We start from the raw sequence: 23,838 nt of genomic DNA, 5'->3' as shown, positions 1-23,838 counted from the left end.
AACATGGGCACCACCGACCTACGCACCCAAATCCGCGACTTCCTCGGTTCGCGGCGTGCACGAATCACCCCGGAACAGGCGGGTCTGCCCGCCTACGGCGGCAATCGTCGCGTCAAGGGGCTGCGTCGGGAGGAGGTCGCCATGCTCGCCGGGGTCTCGGTCGACTATTACGTCCGCATGGAACGCGGCAATCTCGCCGGTGCGTCGGACGGCGTGCTCGCCGCGCTTGCCGAGGCCCTGCAACTCGACGAGGCCGAACGCGACCACCTGTTCGCGCTCGCCCGCGCGTCGCAGACCGGTGCCGGCACCCGACGTCCCCGCACGCCGGCGACGACGGTGCGGCCCGTCATCCAGCAGGTACTCGACGCCGTCACCGACGCCCCGGCCTGGGTACGCAACGGTCGGCACGACATCGTAGCGATGAATCAGCTTGCCCGCGCACTGTATTCACCGGTTCTCGCAGATCCTCGACGCCCCGCCAACACCTCTCGATTCGTCTACCTTCGGCCGGACGAAGCCGAGAAGTTCTTCGTCGACTACGAGCAGATCGCCGCCGACGCAGCCGCCATGCTCCGACTCGAGGCCGGCCGCAATCCGCACGACAAGGCACTGATCCAACTCGTCGGTGAATTATCCACGTGCAGTGAACGTTTCCGACAGCGGTGGGCGTCGCAGGATGTGCGCTTCCACCGCAGCGGACACAAGCGCATCCACCATCCCGTCGTCGGGCGACTCGACCTTGACTTCGAAAGCATGGAATTGTCCTCGGAACCGGGCCTGCAACTGAACATCTACACCGCCGCGGCCGGAACCCCCGCAGCCGACGGCCTGGCATTGCTCGCGTCCTGGGCGGCAGGGCAGGAGCAGATGAACACCGAGCATCACGCGCTCGGATGAGCGAGTGCCCGCTCGGGCAACCGGTCATGCCCGTAACCATCAATCATTCGAATGATCGTGGATTGAATTCCCGCAGTTCACGCGCTTGCGAGGGTCGACGGGGAGTTCTCCCCATTGTCGATCCGCAAGCGGCGATTGCAGACTGATCATGTCAGCAAGAAACGCAGCGACTCAACGAAATCTGCTGCCACAGAAAAGGAATCAACATGATCATCGCCATCTGGAACGTTTTCGCCTCGGTCTGGAACCTGGTCGTCAGCTTCATCTGACCCGACGCATCAACGCACACGCCCGGCACGTCGTACTCGGTACGGCTGGCCGGGCGGCTGCGTTTTTCGATGTGACGCAGCTCTATCGCACAGCTCAGTCGTCGTCCTCGTCCCCGTGATCGACCCGGACCACCCCATCGATCGCCGCCAGCGTGCCGGTGGCAGCATCGGCTCCGCGGCCGTGGAAGCGCAGGGTGATCATGACGAGCGGGATCTCGTTCCCGTCGGCGGCTCGGGGGCGATGTCGATCGGCGATGGTGAGGGAGTCCACCGTCCATGACTGGGCGGTGCACGTCGCGAGCAGGTCGCGCAACACGCCGCGGCCGTCCTCGTAGGTGATGGTGTACGAGCGCTCCGCCAGGCCGCGTGCGCTCACGAATCGTCCGAGCGGTGTGTAGGCGAAGACGATGACGAAGTGCAGGCCGGTGACCAGCAACGCCAACAGCGGCAGCCCGGCGCCTGCGGCCATACCGATCGCCGCGGTCTCCCACACCGACGCCGCGGTGGTCAGCCCCCGGATGGCGCCACGTCGCGTGATGATCAGTCCAGCTCCGAGGAATCCGATCCCCGAGACGATCTGGGCGGCCACACGTGAGGGGTCGAGGACGACTTGTCCGTTCTCCAGGACGTCGCCGAATCCGTACTTGCTGACCAGCACGATGAGTGCCGAGGCCGTACCGACGATGGTCTGGGTGCGCAATCCGGCGCTCTTGCCCCGGAATTGGCGTTCCAGCCCGATCACCGACGACAGTACGAATGCGAGCAGGAGTTCGCCGAACTGTCGCCACTCCTGGCCGTGGGCTGCGTCGATCGCTACAGACAGGTGGGTCATCCACCGATTATCGCGCGGGGTCCCTGTGCTGGGTGCCGCGATTCGCGTCGAACACGGGTCACCGCATCACCGACGGCGTCGGGTGATCTTGCGTCCGCAATAGAGCTTGATCGGATCGGTGCTCAGGGGCATCACGGTGAGGAAGGCGAGCACGTTGATCGCGACCGACATCCACAGGTGATTGGTGAACGACTGGAACACGGCCACGCCTGACATGAGTCCCAGGACATAGAGGACCCACCATGCCCAGAGTTTGCCGTGGGTCACGAATGCCGTCGACGCCAGCGCGATGATGGAGATGACCAGAGAGATGCCGGTCGCTGCGACGGCGAGACCGGAGCCGGCCACGATGGAGATGGCCAGAGAGGCGATTTCGATCACCGTCACAGCGGCCCAGATACCGATGATGGTCAACATTCCGGGCTTGACCTGCTGCCAGGTCACCGATGTCGGATTCGTCGCGAATTGCGGACCGCCCATGATCATGTGTCCTTCTCCCGCCCCGGTTGTGAGCGCCGGCTGGCACCGACGCTTGTCGCACGACAATACCCACCATCGTCGAGATGCTGAATCCATTGTGGGAGAAGTCGAACCGCCGTCATTCGATGAGCGCACCGCATAGTTCCCGAACGCGACAAGCGGGTCTGTGGCGCGCAGTCGCGCCGAAGTGGGCCAGCCGAAGACGTCGGCTGGGATTGCCAACACCGATATGTCAGGACATACTGTAACCATGACACTTTGTCAGGACAAATAAGGAGGACCCACATGCCGCTGGTGCACATCCATGTGACCGAGGGCCGTCGAACCGATGCCGAGCTACGACGTTTCGCCGACGTGGTGCAAGAGGTCATGCTCGAGCACTTCGCCGCTCCGGCGCGCGATCGCTATCAGATCATCACCGAACACAAACCCGGACGAATCATCCTCGAGGACACCGGACTCGGCTTCGAGCGCACCGACGACGCGGTGGTCATCCAGATCTTCCAGCAGGGCCGCAGCCTCGATCAGAAACGCGCCGCGTTCGGCGCGCTGGCCGACCGCTTGCATGCCGAAACCGGTTTGCGCCGTGCCGATCTGGTGATCTCGGTGGCGGCGAACACTCGCGAGGACTGGTCCTTCGGTGACGGGGTCGCGCAGTTCGTGGACGGGGTGCTGGCGTGACCGGCCGGTCTTCGCATTGATCCGGACGCCCGTCCTCATCCGCGTCGCTACTTCCCGCTGTAGACCGGGAACACCGCGCTGTCGCCGTAGTCCTTCTCGGTCAGGTCGCGCAGCGTCTCCATGTCGTGGTCGGAGATCGTGAAGTCCACCTCGGCGTTGGCGCGCATGTGATCGGGATTGGCGGTCTTGGGCAGCGACACGGTGCCGAGTTGGAGTGTGTAGCGGATGCACAACTGCGGCACACTCACCGAGTACTTCTCGGCGATCGCTCCCACGGCGCGGTTGGTGAGGATCTCGCCGTGGGCGATGGGGGAATAGGCCTCGACGACAATGTTCTTGGCCTGGCAGTAGGCGATCAGCTCGGTCGGGGTGTTGCCGGCGTGCACGAGGATCTGGTTCACGTGCGGCGTGACGTTGCCGTGTTCCAGGATGTTCTCCAGGTCGGGCTCCAGGAAGTTCGAGACCCCGATCGAGCGGATCTTGCCCGCGCCGTGGGCCTCTTCGAGCGCCTGCCACGCCTGGCGGTTTCCGTCGGCGTAGTCACCCCCGCGGAAGTCGTCCCAGGGTTGCGGGCTGTGGATGAGCATCAGGTCGATGTACTCCAGGCCGAGCTTCTCCAGTGATCCGTCGATCGCGGCCACGGCCTTGTCGTGGTCCTTGATCTCGGCGGCGAGCTTGGTGGACACGAACAGGTCCTCCCGGGCGACGCCGGCGGTCCGGACTCCCTCACCGACGCCGCGTTCGTTGCCGTATGCCTGCGCGGTGTCGATGTTGCGGTAGCCGATCTCGATTGCGGCACGGACGGCCTCGGCGGCTTTGACGTCGTCGATGAACCAGGTTCCCAGGCCGAGCTTCGGGATGGTCACTCCGTTGGACAGGGTGTAGGTCTCGTCGAGGATGGTCATGTTTTCGCTCCGTTCGTAGAGAGCTCGAATGTCTTGTCACTCATGGTCGTCACGTGATCGCGGTGTGCTGTCACTGCGGCGTCACCCGGTACTCTTCGTCGCTCACCGGCTCCAGCCAGTGCACCGCCGCGTGATCGTCGTCGGCCTCGTTGATCGCCAGGTGCACCATCAATCGATCCGGTGCCGCGCCGTGCCAGTGCTCTTCGTCGGCTTCGAACAGGACGCGGTCGCCGGGCCGGATCACCTCGACGGGCCCGCCGCGGCGCTGGCACAGGCCGACGCCCTCGGTGACGAACACCGTCTGGCTCAACGGATGTCGGTGCCAGAAGGTACGCGCGCCGGGCATGAAGTGCACGAGGTTCGCCGAGATCCGCGACGGAGCGGGCGCGGCAGCAACCGCGTCGATGTAGACGTCGCCGGTGAACCAGTCCGCCGGGCCCTTGGCGGTGCTGATCGAGCTTCGGGTGATTTCCATTGGGATCAAGGTCCTTTCGGGTTGTCAGGTGGCTGGTCCGTCAGTTGGGCGGACGTGGGGCGTGAGCCTCGGAGTGGCAGACCACGCGGGACTCGATGTCGATTGCGGACACCCCCCGATGGTGCCCCGTCGTGGTCGTGCCGCGCCAGCGCGGGAGGGGGTCCTGTCTGTACCCCCTATCGGCAGCCGGGGGTGCGACAGACCCCCTCCCACGCATGCGGTGTAGGTCGTACCGTGGTCGGTGTGGAACCGCGTGACGAGCTCCGAGATCTGCTGAAGACCCGCCGTGCCCGCATCACCCCGGAGCACGCCGGGATCTCCGCGATCGGAGCGCGTCGGGTCCCCGGGCTGCGCCGTGAGGAGGTCGCGATGCTTGCGGGGGTCTCCACCGACTACTACACGCGCTTGGAGAAGGGCAAGGTCGCCAACCCGTCGGAGTCGGTGCTCGAGGCGATCTCGCGTGTGCTCGAACTCGACGACGCCGAGCACACGCACCTTCTCGACCTGATCGCCGCGATGAACAGCCGTGGCGGCGTACCGCGGCACCGGCCGGGTGGCCCGGCGCCCCGCCCGAACCTGCAATGGATGGTCGACGCGATGACAGATGCGGCCGCACTCGTCGCCGGTCCGTTCCTCGACGTCGTGGCCATGAATCATCTTGCCCGCGCACTGTATTCACCAATGCTCGACAACAATTCTCAGGGGCGGGCGAATTTCGCGCGGTTCGCCTTTCTCGATCCCGCGTCGCGCGAGTTGTATCCGAACTGGGACGGCGCGGCCCGGGTGGCGGCCGCGCAACTGCGTCTGGCGGCGGGTAAGCATCCGAATGCTCGGGCACTGTCGTCATTGGTCGGTGAACTTGCCACGCGCAGTGACGAATTCCGGACGATGTGGGCCGAACACGAAGTTCGCCTGCACTTCGCGGGCACCAAGTACTTCACCCACCCTGCCGTCGGTGAGATCGAACTGTCGTATCACACGATGGATCTGCCCAGCGATCCCGGACACGCATTGACCATCTACAACGCCATGCCCGGGTCGGCGTCGGCGGATGCGTTGCGGTTGCTCTCGGCGTGGGCGGCGTCGCGCGCGGTGGCGAGGCCGGTGGAGCCGGGGAGTGACGCGCAGTCGCAGTAGCGAAATCGGGTTATCACACCAGGGTTTCGACGTCGCCGTTGGCGGCGATGCGCTCGGCGGGTCGGGGGCGCACACGCGCGCGCATGGTCGGCCGCGAAGTACACCCGGCGCTCTTCGACGGTTCCGGTTTGCCCGAGACGTCGTACATGTCGGCGTCGACGACGATATGAGTATTGCGGCCCGCATCTTTCGCGGCGAGAAGTGCCGCGTCGGCGATCGACATCGCTTCTGCCAGCGATGGCCTCACGCGCTCGGGATTCGTGGAGTGATCCGCATCGCGGTAGACGACCGCGCCGATGCTCACCGTGGCCGGGAAATCACCCTGTGTACCGGACGGAGCTTCACGGATCTGTTCGATCAGCGCGACGGCCGCGTCGCCGGATGCCCGCACGACGACCGCGAATTCGTCACCACCGAGTCGCCCGGTCGCGGCGTTGGGCCCGGCGACCTCAGCGATCCGAGTGGCCAGGCGACTGAGGATCGCATCCCCAAGCGAATGGCCGTGGACGTCGTTGATCTGTTTGAACCTATCGACGTCGATCATGATCAGCGTGACGGGTCGACCCGACTCGAGGAACTCCGATGCCGCGGAGTTGAATCCACGGCGATTCAGCACACCGGTCAGCGGATCGGTGTTCGCCCAATCCAATTGGGTGCGCAGTGCCCGCTTGAACGCGGCAGAGTACGAGCGCAGGAGTAACACGATTCCGTTGGATGCCACGAAGGCGACGAAAACGCAATACGCGACGGTCCCCACCGCTGCGCCTTCGATCCCGGCCCAGACCGAGAGGCCGACGATCACCAGGCTGCTGAAAGCCATGTGCGCGTACATCACTCCGAGCCGGACGAAATGCGCGACAAATCCCCCGATCACCGCGAAAAGGACACTGCCCTGCACCGCGAGCAGCGGATCTCGGGCGGAGAGAAGTCCGATGAGAAGTCCGAGGTCGGCGTAGAGAACGAAGATGTTGTTCAACGAGGTCAGCGAGTTCGTGCCCACCGCCCGCGACCACCACGAGGTGTAGATACGCATCCTCGTCATCACGATGGCCACCGGAATGGTCGAGGCGGCCAATGCGAGCACCACGGCGGTGCGCACCACCGATCCGCGGGTGCCGTCGGGAGTTGTCGTGCCGAGGGCTGCGACGATGCCGAAGCACAACGTCAACGCCGCAATTCCCCACTGCGCGACTCGATCACGACCGCCCGCGAGGAACAGTGCCGACCTGGCCGATGTGGAGACCTGTTGTTCGCGGAGGTTCCCGGCGCCGTCGTCCTCGTTGCCGCGGCGACGCACGGCGCGGCGATGCTGCCCCGAAAGAGAGGATGACACAGAATTGACCTCTCTTTGTTGGTAGCACTCAGATGTTCGCCGACCTTCCCCCGATGTGATCTGTTGTATGTTATCCACGCTCGTGCCGGTGTTGCGCGCCCACAGCGACAGTGACTTTCAGACGTTTGACAACTGCGGATTGTCAAAATGCTCAAATGCTCAAGACGATCGCGGTTTGTTAAGAACGCAAAGTGTCACTTAACTGAGACCTAATCCCGCCGCCGGTGGCCGACCCCAGTGGGCAAAACCGTGTCCGCCACCGGGCGCCCCCTCGTGACCGGGCTATGGGCAGTTTTCATGACCGCCAGCGGGCAGATACTGAACCGTCCCGGACTGGGTGGAGACCTCGTTTAGGCCCACTTAACTGTGCCGACCGGGTCCGTGAGTATTCGGCGAATGGATGAGACGCCGTCGGCGTGACCGGAGCGAGTCGATCGGAGCGATGCGCTGTTCCTGTGTTCGCTCGGCCACGTGATCGTGATCGATGATGGTGTGGGTGTTGCGTCCGGCGTTCTTGGCCATGAGCAAGGCTTCATCGGCCAGCGCGGTGGCCTGCTCGAGTAGGTCGCGGTACTCGTCTGAGAGCGTCGGCCCCTCCCGGTAGATCGCGGCCCCGATGCTCACCGTCACCGGGGAGCCGCTGAGTACGTCGAGCGGGGTCTGCTGGATCGCGTGAATGAGAATGCGGACCGCTTGCGGCGACGAACGCAGCGCGACGGCGAACTCGTCACCACCGAGACGTCCGACGACGGCATCGGGGCCTGCCAACTCCTGCACGCGCGCCGCGAGCCGGCTCAGGATCGCGTCTCCCACCGAATGCCCGTACGCGTCGTTGATCTGCTTGAACCGGTCGACGTCGAGCATGATCACGGCGACGGGTGGGGTAGCGGCGACGATGCTGTCGGCTGCGACGGAGAACCCGCGACGGTTGAGCACGCCGGTCAGGGCGTCGGTGTTGGCCCAGTCCAGCTGCGTCTGCATGGTGCTCTTGAACGCCGTCGAGTACGCGCTCAACAGGAGCACGATGCCGTTCGAGGCGACCAGGGACACCAACGCGAAGTAGAGCACCATGCCGATCGGGTGACCGTCGTACACGGCGCGTGCCGCGAGCGCGACGATCACCGTACTGCTGAACACCAAGTGCGCGATGACGACGCGGAACCTGACGAAGTGCGCGACATAGGCACCGACGACCGCGAACGTGGTGGCGCCGTGCAGGGCAAGGAGTGGACTCGCAAAGGTGCACAGTGCGGCGGCCACACCGATGTCGGCGTAGGCGACGAACAGATGGTTGTGTGCTCGCATCGACCGAGGGCGTGACCACCACACGTTGCCGAAGCTGATCTTGGACACAGAGAAGGCGACCGGGATCGTCGACGCGACCACGAGAAGAAGGATCGTCGTCCGCACCGCAGACCCCTGGGTTCCTGCGGGAGTCGTGGCGGCGATGAATCCCAGGATGCCGAAAAGCACTGTCAGGATCGCGATTCCACGCTGGAGCAGTATTTCCCTGCCGCCGGCGTCCTCGACCGCACGACCTGCCGTGCTCCAACTGTGCCTCAGTGGCGGAGCGTCGGTCGCCGCGGCGAAGGTCCTCGTGTGGGTACCCGATGGGATGTCACGTCGGTCGTCGGCCTCTGGGGACAAGTGCGCATCCCTCCGTGTGCAGCGCACGAATACAGCTATTGGCTCAGACCCCCCGCGTCCGATGAGAATTCTATCCGCGAATGCCGAACCCGCCGGTGTCGGGTCCGAGCCGGTGCGCCCCGAAGAACACCACGCTCCACCCCGCGTTGAGTACCAGGTTCACCCCGAGCGCGCCGACCAGCGCCCGGGCCTCCGCGTCACGACCGTTACTGCAGGTGGTCACCGACCTGCTGGTGGTGAGCGAGCCCGATGGCGGCTGCGGCGGTGGTCGCGACCGAGGTGGTGAGGACGGTGAGGGGCGCATGTTCGCCGCGCCACGCCGATGCTCGAAAGGCTCCCGTGACGACCAGCGGCTCACGGTGGATCACCGTGAGCCGCTGCAGTATTGGACGATCAGGTGGCCGGTACCCGGGCGCCGTCGGCCCGCGCCCGGCTGTCATCGGCGTCGATCAGCTCCGCGTCGATGACGTTGTCCGGCAACGATTTCTGCTCGTCGTCGGCCATGACGTCGACGTTCTCGAGGTGCTCGTCGAGCGCGCTGTGCGTCTTGAGCGCGACCTCCTTGATGAACAGCACCGCGATCAGGCTGATCGCCGCCATCACGCCGGCCACCAGGAAGATCCGGGCGGTGCCGTCGCCGTAGGAGCCGCGGACCAGGTCGGCGAGCGGCGCGGGCAGATCGTTGAGATTGGCCAGTCCCGCCGAGCCCGTCGTCGAGGTGTCGACGCCAAGTGCGCTGAGCCCCTTGGCAATCAGATCCGCGACGTGATTGGACAACACCGCTCCCAGCACCGACACGCCGGCCGCGCCACCGAGTGAACGGAAGAACGTGATCGTCGAGGTCGCCGACCCGAGGTTGGCCGGGGACACGTTGTTCTGCACTGCCAGCACGAGATTCTGCATGCTCATGCCCATGCCGACACCCAGGACGAACAGGTATCCGCCGAGCAGCACCATGTTGGTGTGCGCGCCGATCGTCGACAGCAGGGCGAATCCTGCGGTCATCAGCGCCGCGCCGGCGACGATGAAGCCCTTCCACCGGCCGAATCGGGTGATCAGCTGTCCGGAGACCGTCGCCGAGAGCATCGAACCGATGATCATCGGCAGCATCAGCAGGCCTGCGGAGGTCGGGGAGTAGCCGCGTGCGATCTGGAAGTACTGGCCGAGGAAGACTGCGCTGCCGAACAGCGCGACGCCCACCGCGACGCTGGCGACGGTGGCCAGGGCGATCGTCCGGTCCCGGAACAGGCGCAGCGGGATGATCGGGTCCTTGGCCCGCGACTCGACGAACAACGCCGCCGCGATCAATGCCAGGCCGAGCACGACCAGACCGATCGACCACACCGAGATCCAGTCGAAGTTCTTGCCCGCCAAAGTGACCCAGATGAGCAGGGTGCTGACCCCGGAGGCGATCAACACGGCGCCGGTGTAATCGATGCGGACCTCCTTGCGGATCACCGGAAGGTTCAGGGTGCGCTGGATGACGAGCAGCGCAATCACCGCCAGCGGTACGCAGACGTAGAACGTCCAGCGCCAGCCGAGCCAGCTGGTGTCGACGATGACGCCGCCGATCAGCGGGCCGGCGACGGTGGCCAGCGACATGACCGCGGCGATCGGCCCCTGGTAGCGGCCACGTTCGCGCGGGCTGAACATCGAGGCGATGACGATCACGACGAGCGCCTGCAGGCCGCCCAGTCCCAGGCCCTGGATGACGCGGAAGCCGATCAGCATGCCCACCGATTGGGACAATCCGGCCAGGATCGAGCCGAGTGTGAACACCGTCAGAGCGATCTGAACCAGCAGTTTCTTGCTGATGAGGTCGGAGAGCTTGCCCCATAACGGGGTGGTGGCCGTCGAGGCCAGCAAGGTGGCGGTGACAACCCAGGTGTATTGGTCCTGGGTGCCGTGCAGGTCGGTGATGATCACCGGCAATGCGTTGGACACGATGGTCGAGGACAAAAATGCGACGAACATGCCGAGCAGCAGTCCGACGAGTGCCTCGATGCGCTGCCGGTGAGTCATCGGCGCGCCCGTCGACGAAGCGGGTGCGCGCTTCGAAACGGTCGTACTCATGCGAAAACCTCCCAAAGATCAGGTCGAATCCGTCCGCGGAACGCGGGGAACAAGTCGGGTGTCACGACGAGGGGACCAGTGGTCCGCCCGGTCGAGATATGCGCGGAGCCGACGCGCAGCAATTAGTTGACTAGCGCAACCATAAGCGTAATAGATGCAACATGCAACTATCGGGAGATATTCCTGTCCGATTCGGATGTGATCGGTACCTCAGCGGTTGCCTCCACCCGCTCGACGCCTCAGGCGTCGTCGGTGTCGTCGCTCAGTCGGTGGAGCAGGTCGGTGAGTGTCCTGATGTCCTCGGGATCCCACTCGGCCAAGCGCTTACGCCACTCGACCACCGACGAGGCGACAACCTCGTCGTATCGACTGCGTCCGGCGTCGGTGAGGCGGACGACCCGCGCCCGCGCGTCATGTGGGTCGGGGGAGCGCTCGACCAACCCGAGGCGCACCACCGCGTCGACTTGTCGCGTGACCGTGGACTTGTCCAGACCGAGCTCATGCACGAGTCGCGACATCGGCAACGACTCGTGGCCGGCGAGGATGGTGATGACCGGATAGGCCGACGGGTCGAGTCGCGGATCGATCGCATGTGCGCGCGAGCGCGTCCGATTGCGGCCGCGCCGCCAGGTGTCGGCGAGTTCGGCTTCCAGCTCGGTGATCGGGTCCGCGCTCATGATCGGCGACATTCCCCTCGGTCGGGAGTGCTCGGGCCCAGTGCCCGGACGAGGTCAGGGTAGTACGTGGTTGCGGCGGGCGTGAGCATCGCGAAACACAGCCGGCCGTCTAGCATTGACGCCGATCGCGAACACTTGTAGACCGAACATACTTGTCAATGATGGGAGCGGCGATGGGCCAGGCCACACCGGTGCACGCCCGTTCGGCTGTGGACGTTCCCGTCGACGACTGGCGGCACTATCCGCCGCTGGCTCTGCCGAAGATCCTCGACGTCGCCCTCACGCAGATCGTCGAGCACGGCTATGACGCCACCAGTGTGCGCACCATCGCCGCCGAGGTCGGCGTGACGGTTCCGGCGCTGTACTACCACTACGAGAACAAGCAGGCGATCCTCGTCGCGCTGTTCGACCACGCGATGAGCACGGTCAGCGCCCACATCGACGCCGCGCTCACCGAGGCCGGCGACGATCCGGTACGCCGGCTCTCGGCGCTGGTCGAGGCGACCGCGTTGTACATGGCCAACCACCGGGACCTGGCCTTCTTGGACTCCGAACGCCGCTCACTGACTGCCGAGAACGGCCGATGGTACCGCGAGCATCGCGACACCATCGACGGACAGCTGCGTGACGCCATCGAAGACGGTTGCCGCGCTGGGGTTTTCGCGACATCGGTTCCCGACTCCGCGCGACGGGCGATCTTGTCCATGTGTCAGGGCATCGCGAGCTGGTATCACCCCGACGGGCCCAAGACGCCCGCGGAGACGGCGGCGGAGTACGTGCGGATCGCGCTCGCCGCAGTGGAGTTCGCCGCAGTAGAGTTCGGCGCCGCCGACGACAGCTGAAATCGGGGGTCCGGTCAGCCTGCCGACACCTGCTCGACCACGTCCGTCGTCCGGTGGACCGGGCATCCGGGGGCGAAGGTGCCGAGCTTGTCGACCTCGAAGCCGTTGGGGTAGCTGCGGATTCGAGGCATGTCCCGGACCAGGCGGGGTGTGCGCCGAGAGGGCAGCACTGCGACGACCCGGGCGCGTGCCCGGAGTCCGGCGACGGAGAGCGAGCGCGCCAACGCATTCGGCTTGCGATAGTGAAACGCCTGCAACAAAGGGTCGTCCATCACCGAGCGGCTGAAGATGTCGATCAGGGGAGCCGCCGGTTTCGGGTAGAAAGTCGTCATCAGGTGCATGGTCGAGTCCGCGACGCGGCGGGCCCCGGCGTCGAAGGCGAAGTGCGCTACCTCGTACTCGTCGAGCAGGCGTCTGAAGTCCTCGTAGGTCTCCGGGATGTCGGTGATCCCCATGTGCTTTCCGAGCGAGCGGTAGTAGAGCACCGACGCGCGCACTTCCTCGTAGGTCATCCGACGCCACCCGTAATCGTCGATCCACCGTTTGGGGACGACGACGAATGTGGCCAGGACGTAACGCATGTCGTCGTTGGTGATGTCGTACATCTTGTGCATCTGGTTGATGCGGCGAATGGCCGCCTTGCCCTGTGGACTCGAAATCCCCTCCAGTAGAGGTACTTCCAGGAGTAAGCCGGTGTCGTCGTAACGCTTCTGCACGCGTTCGGTGAACTCGCCGGTCTCGTCGAGCAGCCGTCCGATGCTCGGCACTGCGTAGGTGCGGAAGAGGGCAAAGCTCAGTGCCTGGTTCATGTCCCAGGGGAACTCGTAGGTGACGAGATTGCGGTAGATCTCGCCGAAGTCGGTGTCGGGGTCGAGGCCGTGGTTGCGGTCGATCCTGAGCATGGCTGCCTCCTTGCGTTGTGGCATCGACTATAAGATGACTTACACTTTTGTGCAAGGGGTCACACTCGGCAAGAGGTGTGGCTCAGCCGGGTAGATCCGAAAAGCCCGGGCGGACGTCAGTGGTCGGGGGTCGTGGCCCCGTCGCCGAGCGGGCCGATCGCGCTCTGGAGGAACATTCGAAATCCCAGATCGAGGGCCTCGTAGGAGCGCAGCGTCCCGCTTTCGTATCCGACGAGCAGATACATCGAGATGGTGGCGTACTCCTCGGCGGCGAAGTCGTCGCCGAGGGCCTCACGGTAGGTCTCGGCGATGAAGTCGCGCCGTTCGAGGTCGACTTCTTCCTGATGCTTGCGGACCTCCGGATCCTGGGCGGCCCAGACGCGGATGGCCCGCTCGGAATCGTGGGGCAGGGTCAGGCCGACGTCCATCAGTGCCGTGAGGCGCTCGACCGGATCGGTGACCTTGCGCGCTTCGGCGATCGGCCGCTGGCTCTTCTCCTCGCGCCAGTAGGCGATCAGCGCCGAGGTGAACTCGGCCCAGTTGTCGAAGGCGTGATAGAAGCTGCCGGTGGTGGCGTCGGCGCGGGCGCAGACCGCCGCGAGTTTGAGCGCACCGAATCCGTCCTCGGCGAGGACGGTGAGACCTGCCTCGAGGAACCGCACGCGCGCGTATCGCGACGGTGTCGATCTCCTCTCGCGGGCCATAGGGTCCGATCTTAGTAGCGCCGATCATGTACGCCGTCAGAACGTGCGGACGCAGGTCGTGGACGGCGGCGTCGGCCGACTCGCGGGGCGTCCGAGCCTGCGATCTTGTTGATCTGCATCACACCGCCGTGTTACAAACTTAGCGAACGATCAGTCGGTGGTTCGGATTCTCGCGTGGGCGACGTACGCCCCGCCGCGACCCGGGCGCCGTGAATCCTCCGGAGGTTCTCCCCATGCCCGAAGCCGTCATCGTCGACGTCGTCCGCCTTGCCTCCGGCAAGGGCAAGCCCGGCGGCGCGCTCTCGCAGACCAAACCCGTCGAACTGCTCGCGCACGTGCTGCGCGCCCTCGTCGAGCGCAACGACCTCGACCCGGCGCTCGTCGACGACGTCATCGGTGGCTGCGTCGGCCAGGCCGGGGAACAGGCGCTCAACATCTCGCGCACCGCGCTGTTGTCGGCCGGATTCCCCGAGTCGGTGCCCGCGACCACCGTCGATCGGCAGTGTGGGTCGAGTCAGCAGGCCGCACACTTCGCCGCACAGGGCGTCATCGCGGGCGCGTACGACATCGTGATCGCCGCGGGCGTCGAGTCCATGAGCCGGGTACCGATGGGCTTCACCACCGTCGGGCAGAGTCCGTACGGACCGAGCATCGCCGCTCGTTACCCCGAAGGCCTTGTCGGCCAGGGCATCTCGGCGGAACTCGTTGCGGCGAAGTGGAAGTTCGACAGGGATGCGGTGGATGCCTTCGCCGCGGAGTCGCATCGTCGTGCCGCTCAGGCTGCCGCAGATGGCTTCTTCGCCAAGGAGATCCTGCCGATCGAGGTCGCCGACAGCGACGGCAACCGGGTCACCCACGCCGTCGACGAGACGGTGCGCGCGCAGACCACTCAGGAAGGTCTGTCCGGACTGAAGTCGTCGTTCTACAGTCCCGAATACGCCGAGCGCTTCCCCGAGATCAACTGGCACATCACTCCCGGCAACTCCTCGCCGTTGACCGACGGTGCCTCCGGGGCGTTGATCATGAGTGACACCATGGCCGCCAAGCTCGGCCTGACGCCGCGTGCCCGCTTCCACGCGTTCTCCCTCGCCGGCGACGATCCGATCTTCATGCTGACCGCGCCGATCCCGGCAACCCACAAGGTGCTCAAGCGCTCGGGGTTGTCGATCGGCGACATCGACGCCTACGAGGTCAACGAGGCTTTCGCTCCGGTGCCGATGGCGTGGGCGCACGAATTCGGCGCCGACCCCGCCAAGCTCAACCCGCGCGGCGGGGCAATCGCCCTCGGCCATGCACTCGGGTCCTCGGGAACCCGACTGCTCTCGACGCTCGTCAATCACCTCGAGGCCACCGGCGGACGCTATGGTCTGCAGACCATGTGTGAAGGCGCCGGAATGGCCAACGCCACCATCATCGAACGGATCTGAATCCATGAAACGTACCGTCTTCGAGGCCGAACACGAGCAGCTGCGCGCATCCGCCCGCGAATTCCTCGCCCGCGAATGCGCACCCAACGTCGAGAAGTGGGAGGCCGCAGGCCAGGTCGATCGCGAGGCCTACAAGAAGGCCGGCGACGCCGGACTTCTCGGCTTCAACATCCCCGAGGAGTACGGCGGCGGCGGGGTCACCGACGACTTTCGCTTCAACGCCGTCATCGTCGAGGAATTCGCCCGCTTCGGCAGCGCGGCACCCGGTCTGAGTTTGCAGAACGACGTTCTCGTCCCCTACTTCCTGCATCTGGCCAACGAGGAACAGCGTGCTCGGTGGATGCCCGGGATGGCCACGGGCGAAACGATTCTCGCGGTCGCGATGACCGAGCCCGGCGCCGGTAGCGACCTCGCCGGGATCAAGACCTCGGCCCGCCTCGACGGTGACCACTACATCCTCAACGGCTCCAAGACCTTCATCTCGGCCGGCATCAACTCCGATCTGGTGGTGGTCGTGTGCCGCACCAATCCCGACCCGGGCGCCGGGCACAAGGCGTTCTCGCTGCTCGTCGTCGAACGCGACATGGAGGGCTTCGAGCGGGGCCGCAAGCTCGACAAGATGGGCCTCAAGGCGGCCGACACCGCCGAACTGCACTTCACCGACGTCCGGGTGCCCCGGGAAAACCTCCTCGGCGAGGAGAACAAGGGCTTCTACCACCTCATGCAGAACCTGCCGTCGGAGCGGCTGTCGATCGGTATCGGAGCCATCGCCGGCGCTCGCGCCGTCTTCGAGGAGACCCTGCAATACGCCAAGGACCGCAAGGCTTTCGGGCAACCCATCGGTGCGTTCCAGGCGAATCGGTTCTACCTCGCCGAGATGTCGACCGAACTCGACATCGCCGAGCAGTACATCGACCGCTGCCTGCGCGCCGTCCTCGACGGTGACCTGACCGCCGTCGACGCCGCCAAGAACAAGTGGTGGTGCACCGAACTCGCCAAGAAGGTCATCGACCGCTGCGTGCAGCTGCACGGTGGCTACGGATACATGAACGAGTACAAGGTCTCTCGCGCCTACACCGACTCGCGCATCCAGACGATCTTCGGTGGCACCACCGAGATCATGAAAGACCTCATCGGGCGGGATATGGGCCTGTAGGGGCCTCGCCGTCGGCGGTGCTCGTTCCGCCCGCGGTGTTCTCCACCCTGGCGGCGGTGCCTTGCCAGCCGATGGTCGAGGTGTCCGGTGCCCCAGGCGCCGGGCCTCGAGACCTCTTGCACCGGTGCTGGTTTCGGACCAGCGTCGGCTGTCGGTGGTCTCGAGGTTCCTCGCCCCAGGGGGCTCGTCACACCTCGACCATCGGACTAAGTCCGCCCGGCTCGATCGTGGACCTAACCCACCACGATCCCCGCGACGAGGTTGATCGTCGTCGCCAGGATGACTGCTCCGAAGACGTAGGACAGCAGGCAGTGTCGTAGGGCCACCGACCGGATCTCGCGGTCGGAGACCGAGGTATCCGACACCTGATAGGTCATACCGAGGTTGTAGCTGAAGTAGAAGAAGTCGCGAAAGGCCGGCGGGTCGTCGGAGTTGAAGTCGATCCCGCCGGCTTTTCCCTTGGCGTAGTAGAGAAATGCGTATCGGGTTGCGTACATCAGGTGCAGACTCGCCCAGGACAGGAATACGCCCAGAAGGGCGATCGCCGCGGGTATCCAGTGGGCGTGCGATCCGCCGTCGATGAGTAGTCCGATGATCCCGCCGAGCGCCGAGAGCGCCGCGACCACCACGATCACCTCGTCGACGATGGGACGGAAGTCCTCCCGGCCCACGTGCGCTCGGGTGTCGGCGGCGCCCATGGGCCACAACGCCACCCAGCCGAGAAGGACGAAAACCCCGGCGGTCGTCGCGATTCCGGCGAGGACGCCATGCCCGGCATCCCGGGCGAGCAGGCCGACCCCGACCCCGAGGGCGGCGCCGCACAGCACCGATACCAGGACCCGGGGCGCAGCTGTGTTCGGAACGATGCGCATCACCCCACCATCTGTAGCATCACTGCGTCTACGCTGAGTGCCCAAGCGCCGGACATCGCGCGTCCGGCACGCGACAGGAGAAGTGATGGCCCGGTCGACGTCGGGGGAGTCGGTACTCGAGCGCGCCGTACGGATCCTCGAGGTCTTCGACGCCGACCACATCACCGTCACCATCACCGACATCGCCGAACGCGCCGGACTTCCGTTGTCGACGGCGTCGCGCCTCGCCGACGACCTCGTCGGTCTCGGCTTGCTCCGGCGCGACGAGGGTCGTCGGGTCCGGATCGGGGTACGGCTGTGGGAGTTGGCGTCTCGGGCATCCCCGACGCTCGGGTTGCGGGAGGCGGCGATGCCGTTTCTGGAGGACGTGCACGCCATCGTCGGACACCACGTGCAACTCGGTGTGCTCGATGGCGCCGAGGTCTTGTTCGTCGAGCGCCTGTCGAGTCCCGGCGCGGTCATCAACGTGACACGCGTGGCCGGGCGGCTCTCGCTGCACGCGTCCTCGGCGGGCCTGGTGCTCCTTGCCCACGCGCCCGCCGGATTCCAGGAACGCGTGCTGAGCCGGACGGTACCGCGGTACACGGCGCAGACCATCGTCGATCCACGTCACCTGCGGGCGTTCTTGGCCGAGGTTCGACGCTCCGGCGTCGCGGTGTGCCCCGGTTTCATCCACGAGGATGCGACGGGGATCGCGGTGCCGATCCGCGATTCCAAAGACCTCGTGGTCGCGGCCATCTCGGTGGTGGTTCCCCGCGACGACCGGCCGACCAGCCACGTCGCGGTACTCCAGGCGGCGGCTCGAGGGATCGGTCGCGAACTGCGTCGCCCGATCGACCGGCGCTGACGGCGGTGGTAGCACTCCCATTCAATGGGAATCGTCTTGTGGGCGGTGTCGGCGATATCCAACCCTTGTGACCATGACCACATCACCGCACGCGTCGTCCACGCCGGTCCGTCTGGTGGCCGCAGCCGCCGCCGACGGCCTGGTGATGACCGTCGTCGCCGGCACGCCCGTCGCCGACGGCGTCGTCGAACTGACCCTGGCCGAGGCGCACGGACACCGACTTCCCGACTGGTCGCCCGGTTCACACATCGACGTCGTCCTACCCGGCGACATCATCCGGCAATACTCGCTGTGCGGAGATCGTTGGGACCCGTTCCACTACCGGATTGCGGTTCTGCGAGAACCCTTGTCACGTGGCGGTTCTCGATACATTCATGACCAGCTGGCGGTAGGAGACGCGCTGCCGATCGGCGGGCCGCGCAACAACTTCGCGCTGGTGCCCGCCGAGCGGTATCTCTTCGTCGCGGGTGGGATCGGCATCACCCCGATCCTGCCGATGTGCCGACAGGCAGACCTGCTGGGCATCGACTGGACGTTGATCTATGTCGGGCGGTCGCGACGCACCATGGCTTACCTGGACGACCTCGCCGACGATCCGCGGGTGCGGGTCCATGCCACCGACGAGGGGCCACGTCCCGACCTCGCCGCCGAACTGGACGCCGTCGGCGCCGGAACCACGATCTACTGCTGCGGGCCCGTCGAACTCACCGCGGCCGCCGTCGATTCCGGTGCGGCCCTGCCGGTTGGCGCTGTACGTGTCGAACACTTTGTCCCCAAAGAACTCTCGGCACCCGTGCGGAGCCGGCCGTTCGAGGTGGAGTTGCGTCGGTCGGGACAAACCGTCACCGTGCCCCCGGACCGGTCGATCCTCGAGGCCGTCTCCGACGCCGGGGTTGCGGTCCTGTCGTCGTGTCGCCAGGGCACGTGCGGTACCTGCGACACCGGCGTGCTCGACGGCCGTCCCGATCACCGCGATTCATTGTTGACCGATTCCGAACGAGAACAGAACGACTGCATGTTCATCTGCGTATCCCGTTCCTGTACCGACACACTCGTCCTCGACCTCTGAAGAGAAGACCATGACCACCGCCACCGACACCGCCCGGACACACGCCCCACTCAGCGACGCCGACCCCTTCGGCCACGACATCCTCGAGTCGCCCGACGCCTTCCACGCCATGCTGCGCGACTCCGGTCCTGTGGTGTATCTGAACCGTTACGACCTGTATGCCATGGGGCGCTACGCCGAAGTGCATGCGGCGCTGACCGATTGGCAGGACTTCGAATCCGGCGCCGGCGTCGGACTGAGCAACTTCCGGCTCGAGAGGCCCTGGCGACCACCGAGCCTGTTGCTCGAAACCGATCCGCCGCACCACGATGCGCCCCGCGCCGTCCTCTCGGAGATCCTGAGTGTGCGGGCCCTGCGACGCTTACGCGATCTCTGGTGCGCCGATGCCGACGAGTTGGTGGCCGCACTCCCGGCGAACACGCCGATCGACGCAGTCCCGGAGATCGCCGAGGCGTTCCCGCTGCGCGTGTTCCCCGACGCGGTCGGGATCGGGGCGGACGGCCGGGAGAACCTGTTGCCCTACGGCGATCACTTGTTCAACTCCTTCGGCCCGCACAACGACCTCGTCGTCGCCGGTGAGCCCCGGATTGCCGCGGTGTCCGGCTGGGTCAACGAGCAATGCGGGCGGGACCGGTTGACGCCGGTCGGCCGCGATGGCCACGGCACCTTTGGTGCGCAGATCTGGGCTGCGGCCGATCGCGGTGACATCACCACCGATCAGGCGCCGACGATCGTGCGGTCGCTCCTCTCGGCCGGCGTCGACACCACCGTGCACGGGTTGGCCGCGGTCTTGCACGCCTTCGCGACCAACCCGGACCAGTGGGACCTGTTGCGCGCCAATCCCTCTCTCGCCCGTATCGCATTCGACGAGGCCGTGCGTGTCGAGGCCCCGGTGCAGACCTTCTTCCGTACCGCCACCCGCGACATCCTGGTCGGCGACGTTCTGATCCCCGCGGGCAAGAAGATCCTGATGTTCCTCGGATCGGCCAATCGCGATCCGCGCCATTGGGACAACCCCGACGCCTTCGACATCACCCGCAACCCGTCCGGTCACGTCGGATTCGGGATGGGCATTCACCAGTGCGTCGGGCAGCACGTCGCGCGCCTGGAAGCCGAGGCCGTCCTGACCGCCCTTGCGCGCCGTTTCCGACGCATCGAACTCACCGCCACGCCGCGTCGACACCACAACAACACGCTGCGCGCGTGGGGATCGTTGCCGATCACCTTCGTGGAATAGCGGACTCGTCGACCCCACCCACCTGACCATCCCGCCCGGACCACCCGGCACCCTGGAGCGCATGTCCACCTGGGAGCTCGTCGCCGTCCTCGTTGCGGGAGTGGGGGCGGGTGCCATCAACGCGCTGGTCGGCAGCGGCACGCTGATCACCTTCCCCACCCTCGTGTCGTTCGGGGTGCCGCCGGTGACGGCCACGATCTCCAACGCGATCGGTCTGTTCGCCGGCGGTGTGTCGGGAACCTGGGGCTACCGCCGTGAACTGTAGGGACAGTGGCCACGGCTGCGCTGGCAGATGCCCGGCTCCTTCCTCGGCGCGCTGCTGGGGTGCTTCCTGCTCCTGCATCTGCCGGAGACGGTGTTCGAGAAGGTCGTGCCGGTCCTGTTGGTCGGGGCGCTGATCCTGGTCGTCGCCGGACCACGCATCCAGCGATGGTCGCTGAGGCGGTCCGGGATCCTCGACCATGCCGGAGCCGTGACCGAGGCGTTTCCGCTGAGCCCCACCAGGATCGCCGCGATGACCACGGCGACCTTCCTTGTCGGCATCTATGGCGGGTACTTCACCGCCGCGCAGGGCATCCTGCTGATCGGGGCGCTCGGCGTGATCGCCCCTGACGACCTCCAGCGCCTCAACGCCGCCAAGAACCTGCTCTCGCTGATCGTGAATGTGGTTGCGGCGGTGACCTACACGATCGTGGCCTTCGATGGCATCGACTGGACCGCGGCCGGGTTGATCGCCGTCGGGTCGCTGGTCGGTGGAGTCCTCGGCGCCCGATACGGGCGCCGGCTCCCGCCGACGTCGCTACGGATCCTCATCGTCGTGGTCGGGCTGATCGGGCTGTGGCGACTGTTGGCCTGAGCCCGTTCTGCAGCAGTCTGTTCCGCATCAGTCTGTTCCGCTGTGTAGCGATCCGGCGTAGCGTCATCCTTCGATTGTGTTCGACGAGACGAAGGTGAGTGACGACGATGTCCGCAGTGATCGTGGTGGCAACGATTTCCCCGCAACCCGGTAAGGAAGAGGAGGTCCGTGCGGCCATCCTCACCGCCATCGACAAGGTGCACCAGGAACCGGGCTGCGAACTGTACGCACTGCACCAGTCGGCGACCGGCAACGAGTTCGTGATGATCGAGAAGTGGGAATCCGCCGACGCGCTCAAGGTCCATGGCGGTGCCCCCGCATTGACCGAACTCGGAGCGGCGATCGGCGGATTGCTGGCCGGCCCGCTCGACGTCAAGACCTTCACCGCGGTGCCCGCAGGTGATGCGGACAAGGGCGCTCTCTGATCAGGTTCCGCTGACCGCCCCGACGGCGCCTGGCTTTTCGCCGAGAGCGCTCTGTAGTTCGCTGACAGCGCCCAGTAGACCGCCGACAGCGCCCGTCAGAGCGCTCTCGACGCCCAGCTGGGCGCTGTCGGCGTTGTGACGGGCGCTGTCGGCGAGTATCGGACGCTCAGTCGCGGGCTGGAACCCGGTCCTCGGCCGCTTCATCGATCACTGCCTCGGTCTGCACGATCTCGGTTTGCACGATGGCGAATTCCGGGTAGTCGCCACGTTCCAATGGTGGCCGTGGCCACCTCCAGATCGTCGAGGTGTCTGCTTCGGTTGCCGGCGGTGACCACCCTTCCGATGGTCGAGGTGAGACGAGCCCCCTGGGGCGAGGAACCTCGAGACCCCCTGCGCCGAGCGGCATCCGATGTGCGGTGGAGCAAGAACGGCACCGGTGCAGCTGGTCTCGATGCTCGGCACACTCGCCTCACACCTCGACCATCGGGGGATCGGAGGTGCCCCGAGTCCCGTTCCGGTGGCCGACGTGCACGTCCAGCCGTGAGTCTGGTTATGTCGATGTCAGAGGTGCAAGCCATGTGACCTCGGAAAGGACTCGCCATGACTCCCGCGCATGATGCCGAAGCAGTACAGATCTCCGTCGAGTCGGGTTCGGTGACGATCATCGGCGACCGATGGGGCTCGCCCGGAGACTCGGCACCGATCGTCATGCTCCACGGTGGCGGTCAGACCAGGCATTCGTGGGATCGGAGCGCGAAAGCGCTGGCCGAGCAGGGGCGCGAGGTGTACACCTTCGATTCCCGGGGGCATGGTGACAGTTCGTGGGCGCCCGATGGCAACTATGCGCTCGACGGCTTTGTCGACGATCTTGTCGCGATACTCGCCACCCTGCCGGCCAAGCCGGTGCTGATCGGCGCGTCGCTGGGCGGGATCACGAGCCTGTGCGTGGCCGGCGAGCATCCCGACCTCGCCTCGGCGCTGGTGATGGTGGATGTGGTCGTCGACGTCGAACCCGAGGGGATCGACCGGATCAAGACGTTCATGACCGACCACATCGACGGCTTCGCGTCGCTGGAGGAGGTCGCCGACGCGATCGCCGCCTACAACCCGACACGTCGACGCCCCAAGAATCTCGACGGGCTGCGCAAGAACGTCCGGCTGCATGAGGACGGCCGCTGGTACTGGCACTGGGACCCGGCTTTCATCGCCTCCGACGACGACGAGCCGCGCCGGCACACCGATCCGGCTCGACTCACCGCGGCGGCACGCCAGGTTACTATCCCCACCCTGATCGTGCGCGGCGGAAAGTCGGACGTGGTCAGTGATTCCGGAATCGCGTCCATGAAAGCCCTTGTCCCGCACGCGGAGATCGCCGACGTCAGTGCGGCGGGGCATATGGTCGCCGGTGACGATAATCAGGTGTTCGCCGGTGCGATCGAGGAGTTCCTGGCGCGGCATCAGCTCTGAGAGACTGCACACCGTCCCTTACTCGGCGGTCGGAATCAGTGATTCGATCTCTCCCGCAAGCCGATTCATCGCCTGCTCCAGCGCCGCGGTGTCGGATCCGAGGTTGCTCTGCTCGAAGCCGACGAGCAGATAGACGGCCCAGTGCGCGAACAGATCACCGGCGTCGCGGTCGCCGGTGATCTCGGCGACCGCGGATGCCACCGCATCGAAACGTTGTCGGTCCACGTCTGCCTGTACTCCGCGGACGGCGGTATCGAGGTGACTCCACGTCCGAATGGCGGCTTCGGCGCCATGGGGGAGTGACACCCCGATCTCGATGATGTGTCGCAGCCGTGCCCACGGATCGGGTTCGCTGTCCAGGCCGGCGATCAACCGCACCGTCCGATCCTCCCGCCAGTACTCGATGAGGCCGGTCGTATAGGCCGACCATTTCGGAAAGTAGTGATAGAACGACCCGGAGGTGACGCCGGATCTCCGGCATACCTCTGCGAGCTTCAGGCCGCCGAAGCCCAGGTCGGAGAGGATCGCGAGCCCCGTCTCGTAGTACGCGTCGGGGGAGTGATTTGTCGACACCGCGGCTCCTCGTGTGTTCGGCCCGAGATCGGGGCTTGTCCATAAGTGAACTTAT

Annotated in this window: 25 protein-coding genes and 1 pseudogene; 12 read left to right on the top strand and 14 right to left on the bottom strand. The window is 65.8% G+C overall.

The window, feature by feature from the left end:
• The first annotated feature begins 3 nt into the window (after positions 1-3).
• On the top strand, positions 4-897 hold the full coding sequence (locus AC5ZH6_RS24350; protein WP_271354319.1) for a helix-turn-helix domain-containing protein: 894 nt from the start codon (positions 4-6) through the stop codon (positions 895-897).
• Between the two features lie 363 nt (positions 898-1,260).
• On the opposite strand, the gene AC5ZH6_RS24345 is transcribed toward AC5ZH6_RS24350, so the two are convergent.
• Entirely contained in the window at positions 1,261-1,998 is a 738-nt protein-coding gene (locus AC5ZH6_RS24345) for an MgtC/SapB family protein (protein ID WP_271354318.1), read from the bottom strand.
• A gap of 66 nt (positions 1,999-2,064) precedes the next feature.
• Positions 2,065-2,478, bottom strand: coding sequence for a hypothetical protein (locus AC5ZH6_RS24340; RefSeq protein ID WP_271354317.1), 414 nt, complete (start codon positions 2,476-2,478; stop codon positions 2,065-2,067).
• Between the two features lie 285 nt (positions 2,479-2,763).
• Here AC5ZH6_RS24340 and AC5ZH6_RS24335 point away from each other — a divergent pair, with 285 nt between their 5' ends.
• Positions 2,764-3,159, top strand: coding sequence for a tautomerase family protein (locus tag AC5ZH6_RS24335; protein ID WP_094601241.1), 396 nt, complete (start codon positions 2,764-2,766; stop codon positions 3,157-3,159).
• Between the two features lie 47 nt (positions 3,160-3,206).
• Here AC5ZH6_RS24335 and AC5ZH6_RS24330 read toward each other — a convergent pair whose 3' ends face one another.
• Together AC5ZH6_RS24330 and AC5ZH6_RS24325 are read right to left on the bottom strand one after the other, a co-directional pair.
• Positions 3,207-4,064, bottom strand: a complete 858-nt coding sequence (locus AC5ZH6_RS24330; protein WP_094601240.1) for an aldo/keto reductase — start codon at positions 4,062-4,064, stop codon at positions 3,207-3,209.
• Between the two features lie 70 nt (positions 4,065-4,134).
• Complete coding sequence (locus tag AC5ZH6_RS24325) at positions 4,135-4,539, bottom strand: (R)-mandelonitrile lyase (protein ID WP_006369881.1); 405 nt, start codon at positions 4,537-4,539, stop codon at positions 4,135-4,137.
• A gap of 234 nt (positions 4,540-4,773) precedes the next feature.
• Here AC5ZH6_RS24325 and AC5ZH6_RS24320 point away from each other — a divergent pair, with 234 nt between their 5' ends.
• Entirely contained in the window at positions 4,774-5,676 is a 903-nt protein-coding gene (locus AC5ZH6_RS24320) for a helix-turn-helix domain-containing protein (protein WP_094601239.1), read from the top strand.
• 13 nt (positions 5,677-5,689) lie between these two features.
• Here the strand turns inward: AC5ZH6_RS24320 and AC5ZH6_RS24315 are convergent, their stop codons facing one another.
• The 5 genes from AC5ZH6_RS24315 to AC5ZH6_RS24295 all read right to left on the bottom strand — a co-directional run bounded on the left by AC5ZH6_RS24315 (position 5,690) and on the right by AC5ZH6_RS24295 (position 11,406).
• On the bottom strand, positions 5,690-7,009 hold the full coding sequence (locus AC5ZH6_RS24315; RefSeq protein ID WP_006369879.1) for a GGDEF domain-containing protein: 1,320 nt from the start codon (positions 7,007-7,009) through the stop codon (positions 5,690-5,692).
• A 360-nt stretch (positions 7,010-7,369) separates the two neighbouring features.
• Positions 7,370-8,656 (bottom strand): GGDEF domain-containing protein, encoded by a 1,287-nt coding sequence (locus tag AC5ZH6_RS24310; protein WP_094601238.1) that lies wholly within the window; start codon positions 8,654-8,656, stop codon positions 7,370-7,372.
• A 70-nt stretch (positions 8,657-8,726) separates the two neighbouring features.
• Complete coding sequence (locus tag AC5ZH6_RS24305; protein ID WP_240524020.1) at positions 8,727-8,879, bottom strand: TspO/MBR family protein; 153 nt, start codon at positions 8,877-8,879, stop codon at positions 8,727-8,729.
• A gap of 170 nt (positions 8,880-9,049) precedes the next feature.
• Positions 9,050-10,678, bottom strand: coding sequence for an MDR family MFS transporter (locus tag AC5ZH6_RS24300; protein ID WP_094601237.1), 1,629 nt, complete (start codon positions 10,676-10,678; stop codon positions 9,050-9,052).
• Positions 10,679-10,968: 290 nt separating this feature from the next.
• On the bottom strand, positions 10,969-11,406 hold the full coding sequence (locus tag AC5ZH6_RS24295) for a MarR family winged helix-turn-helix transcriptional regulator (RefSeq protein ID WP_006369875.1): 438 nt from the start codon (positions 11,404-11,406) through the stop codon (positions 10,969-10,971).
• A gap of 173 nt (positions 11,407-11,579) precedes the next feature.
• Here AC5ZH6_RS24295 and AC5ZH6_RS24290 point away from each other — a divergent pair, with 173 nt between their 5' ends.
• Positions 11,580-12,248 carry a TetR/AcrR family transcriptional regulator gene (locus tag AC5ZH6_RS24290; protein ID WP_006369874.1) on the top strand — a complete coding sequence of 223 codons (669 nt, stop codon included), beginning with the start codon at positions 11,580-11,582 and terminating at the stop codon, positions 12,246-12,248.
• Between the two features lie 14 nt (positions 12,249-12,262).
• Here AC5ZH6_RS24290 and AC5ZH6_RS24285 read toward each other — a convergent pair whose 3' ends face one another.
• Positions 12,263-13,150, bottom strand: coding sequence for an oxygenase MpaB family protein (locus tag AC5ZH6_RS24285; RefSeq protein ID WP_020169821.1), 888 nt, complete (start codon positions 13,148-13,150; stop codon positions 12,263-12,265).
• 116 nt (positions 13,151-13,266) lie between these two features.
• The gene (locus AC5ZH6_RS24280; RefSeq protein ID WP_094601236.1) at positions 13,267-13,854 is read right to left on the bottom strand and encodes a TetR/AcrR family transcriptional regulator; all 588 of its coding nucleotides are present in this window, start codon (positions 13,852-13,854) and stop codon (positions 13,267-13,269) included.
• A 233-nt stretch (positions 13,855-14,087) separates the two neighbouring features.
• Between AC5ZH6_RS24280 and AC5ZH6_RS24275 the strand changes: the two genes are divergently transcribed.
• Both AC5ZH6_RS24275 and AC5ZH6_RS24270 read left to right on the top strand, forming a co-directional pair.
• Positions 14,088-15,281, top strand: coding sequence for a thiolase family protein (locus tag AC5ZH6_RS24275; RefSeq protein ID WP_006369871.1), 1,194 nt, complete (start codon positions 14,088-14,090; stop codon positions 15,279-15,281).
• Between the two features lie 4 nt (positions 15,282-15,285).
• Positions 15,286-16,437, top strand: coding sequence for an acyl-CoA dehydrogenase family protein (locus AC5ZH6_RS24270; RefSeq protein WP_014361719.1), 1,152 nt, complete (start codon positions 15,286-15,288; stop codon positions 16,435-16,437).
• Between the two features lie 233 nt (positions 16,438-16,670).
• Here AC5ZH6_RS24270 and AC5ZH6_RS24265 read toward each other — a convergent pair whose 3' ends face one another.
• A complete protein-coding gene (locus AC5ZH6_RS24265; protein ID WP_094601235.1) occupies positions 16,671-17,309 on the bottom strand; it encodes a DUF1345 domain-containing protein in 639 nt (212 codons plus the stop codon).
• 85 nt (positions 17,310-17,394) lie between these two features.
• Here AC5ZH6_RS24265 and AC5ZH6_RS24260 point away from each other — a divergent pair, with 85 nt between their 5' ends.
• The 5 genes and pseudogenes from AC5ZH6_RS24260 to AC5ZH6_RS24240 all read left to right on the top strand — a co-directional run bounded on the left by AC5ZH6_RS24260 (position 17,395) and on the right by AC5ZH6_RS24240 (position 21,743).
• Complete coding sequence (locus tag AC5ZH6_RS24260) at positions 17,395-18,156, top strand: IclR family transcriptional regulator (protein WP_288336917.1); 762 nt, start codon at positions 17,395-17,397, stop codon at positions 18,154-18,156.
• Between the two features lie 73 nt (positions 18,157-18,229).
• Positions 18,230-19,225 (top strand): PDR/VanB family oxidoreductase, encoded by a 996-nt coding sequence (locus tag AC5ZH6_RS24255; protein ID WP_094601233.1) that lies wholly within the window; start codon positions 18,230-18,232, stop codon positions 19,223-19,225.
• Positions 19,226-19,235: 10 nt separating this feature from the next.
• The gene (locus tag AC5ZH6_RS24250) at positions 19,236-20,462 is read left to right on the top strand and encodes a cytochrome P450 (RefSeq protein ID WP_288336916.1); all 1,227 of its coding nucleotides are present in this window, start codon (positions 19,236-19,238) and stop codon (positions 20,460-20,462) included.
• A gap of 61 nt (positions 20,463-20,523) precedes the next feature.
• Positions 20,524-21,318: pseudogene (locus tag AC5ZH6_RS24245) on the top strand (sulfite exporter TauE/SafE family protein).
• A 107-nt stretch (positions 21,319-21,425) separates the two neighbouring features.
• Positions 21,426-21,743, top strand: a complete 318-nt coding sequence (locus AC5ZH6_RS24240) for a putative quinol monooxygenase (RefSeq protein ID WP_006369853.1) — start codon at positions 21,426-21,428, stop codon at positions 21,741-21,743.
• Here AC5ZH6_RS24240 and AC5ZH6_RS24235 read toward each other — a convergent pair whose 3' ends face one another.
• Complete coding sequence (locus AC5ZH6_RS24235; protein ID WP_211543491.1) at positions 21,744-21,947, bottom strand: hypothetical protein; 204 nt, start codon at positions 21,945-21,947, stop codon at positions 21,744-21,746.
• Positions 21,948-22,343: 396 nt separating this feature from the next.
• Between AC5ZH6_RS24235 and AC5ZH6_RS24230 the strand changes: the two genes are divergently transcribed.
• On the top strand, positions 22,344-23,210 hold the full coding sequence (locus AC5ZH6_RS24230; RefSeq protein ID WP_094601226.1) for an alpha/beta fold hydrolase: 867 nt from the start codon (positions 22,344-22,346) through the stop codon (positions 23,208-23,210).
• A gap of 18 nt (positions 23,211-23,228) precedes the next feature.
• On the opposite strand, the gene AC5ZH6_RS24225 is transcribed toward AC5ZH6_RS24230, so the two are convergent.
• Positions 23,229-23,783 carry a TetR/AcrR family transcriptional regulator gene (locus AC5ZH6_RS24225; protein WP_288336915.1) on the bottom strand — a complete coding sequence of 185 codons (555 nt, stop codon included), beginning with the start codon at positions 23,781-23,783 and terminating at the stop codon, positions 23,229-23,231.
• Positions 23,784-23,838: the final 55 nt, after the last annotated feature.

It is taken from the genome of Gordonia sp. YC-XJ4 (genome assembly GCF_059511865.1).
This window is presented reverse-complemented; position numbering and strand designations above follow the sequence as displayed.